The sequence below is a fragment of the Protofrankia symbiont of Coriaria myrtifolia genome (genome assembly GCF_900634755.1).
Taxonomy (GTDB): domain Bacteria; phylum Actinomycetota; class Actinomycetes; order Frankiales; family Frankiaceae; genus Protofrankia; species Protofrankia coriariae.
In genome coordinates this window covers 5,279-6,848 of the sequence record NZ_CAAAFS010000249.1, presented here as the reverse complement: position 1 = coordinate 6,848, position 1,570 = coordinate 5,279, and the positions used below count along the sequence as shown (strand labels likewise).

Here is a 1,570-nt window from a genome sequence, read left to right as displayed (position 1 = left end):
TAACTGGTCAGGTAGTTTTTGATCTTGAGTTACGTGTAGCTGGTTGCGGGCATCCAGGGACGGCCCTCGGCGAGTTGGACGAGGGCGTCGAACAGGGGGATGCCGTGTTTGGTGGCGGTGGACAGGTAGCTTCGGATCGCGCAGAACTGGCGGGCGCCGGTGAGGGTGCGGAGGCAGCCGGATACCTTCTGCCGTAGTTTGATCATACGGATGTCGCGTTCGGAGCCGTTGTTGTCCGCCGGTATCCGCGTGTTACGGGTGAAACGCAGGTAGTCGGTTTCGCGGTCGACGAGCCGGCAGGCCAGGGCGTGGCGGGCGGCCATGAGCGTCGTGCTCCGGGGGGAGGTCTGGCTGATCCCGATGTGGGCGGCGTGGCGGAGCAGCCGAGTCTGGGTGGCCAGGTCCTGCTTGTCGACCGGGGTGCCGGTCGCGGCGGCGTCGCCTGCCAGCCGGTGTAGGGCGACGAGAGCGTCGGCGGCCTGGGCGGCCCAGCACCAGGTCCCGGCCGGAGCGGTGTCGACCACAGCCTGGAGTTCGCGTAGCACGTGGGCGAGGCAGAGCTGGTGGGTGGCGGCGGTATAGCTGTCGTAGGGTGCCCAGGCGTCGTGGACGATCACCCCGTCGAAGCCGGGTAGCACCCCGAGCGCGTCGATGCCTGCGGTCCCCCGGTGGGGGTGGCAGTCGATCAGCGTGTACTTGTCGGTGCGGGCGCAGTGCACCCAGTGCAGCTTCCCGGCGACCCGCAGCCCGGTCTCATCGGCCCCGATCACGTCGGCGGCGGCCAGCAGATCACGGACGGTGTCACGGAAGCCGTCCAGTCCGGCGGCGGCGCGGGCGGTCATCGCGCCGACGGTGCCCGCCGACAGGGGTATCCCGACCAGTTCGGCCAACGCGGTCGCGGTCCGGTCCTTCGACAGGAACTGGCCGGAATAGAGGTAGACCGCCGCAGCGGTGACCCGCGGCCCGTACTGGACCGGGGCGTCCACCCCCGCCGGCGCCGCCGCCCTTGTCCGTGCCCCGCAGCCGCACTCCCGCTCGACCAGCTCGTGTTCGACCACGTGCGGGCGTAGCTCGGGCAGGTCGAACACCTGCCGGCGTTCGCTCCGGGTCACCGGCCGGCCCGCAAGCGACGTCCCGCACCCCGCACACGGCCCGGCTCGTGCCGCAGGCGCACGTCAGGCTCGGCGACCATCCGTAGCGTCGATCCCGGATGCCCGTCCTGCCCACCGGGCCGCCGGCCGGTCTTCGTCCGCAGCGACTTCGGCGGTGGTTTCGCCAGCCCGTCCGAGCTCGGCGGCTTCGCCGAGCTCCGCGACGTCTTCTGAAGCTGCGTCTCCAGCTCGGCGATCCGCTCCAGCGCCCGCGCGAGATCCGCCTGCAAGCTCACCACCAGCGCCGCGAGCTCGTCATACGACGGCACCGGCGGCGACGAGGGCGGATCATCGGACACACCCGGACCCTACGACCTGGTCAACCACAGCCCGCCAATAGCCCGGCTCGCCGTGTCACCGGCAACACCCGGCCAGCCGAGGAACCAAAACAAACGATCTACGGGACCTGACCAGTTACA

The 1,570-nt window shown here is 70.4% G+C and carries 2 protein-coding genes; both read right to left on the bottom strand.

The window, feature by feature from the left end:
• Nucleotides 1-29 precede the first annotated feature (29 nt).
• Entirely contained in the window at nucleotides 30-1,112 is a 1,083-nt protein-coding gene (gene tnpC, locus CM1CMNOD_RS14225) for an IS66 family transposase (protein ID WP_013873072.1), read from the bottom strand.
• Nucleotides 1,109-1,450 (bottom strand): DUF6444 domain-containing protein, encoded by a 342-nt coding sequence (locus CM1CMNOD_RS23205; RefSeq protein WP_013871791.1) that lies wholly within the window; start codon nucleotides 1,448-1,450, stop codon nucleotides 1,109-1,111. The genes tnpC and CM1CMNOD_RS23205 overlap by 4 nt, the downstream gene beginning before the upstream one ends.
• Nucleotides 1,451-1,570 lie beyond the last annotated feature (120 nt).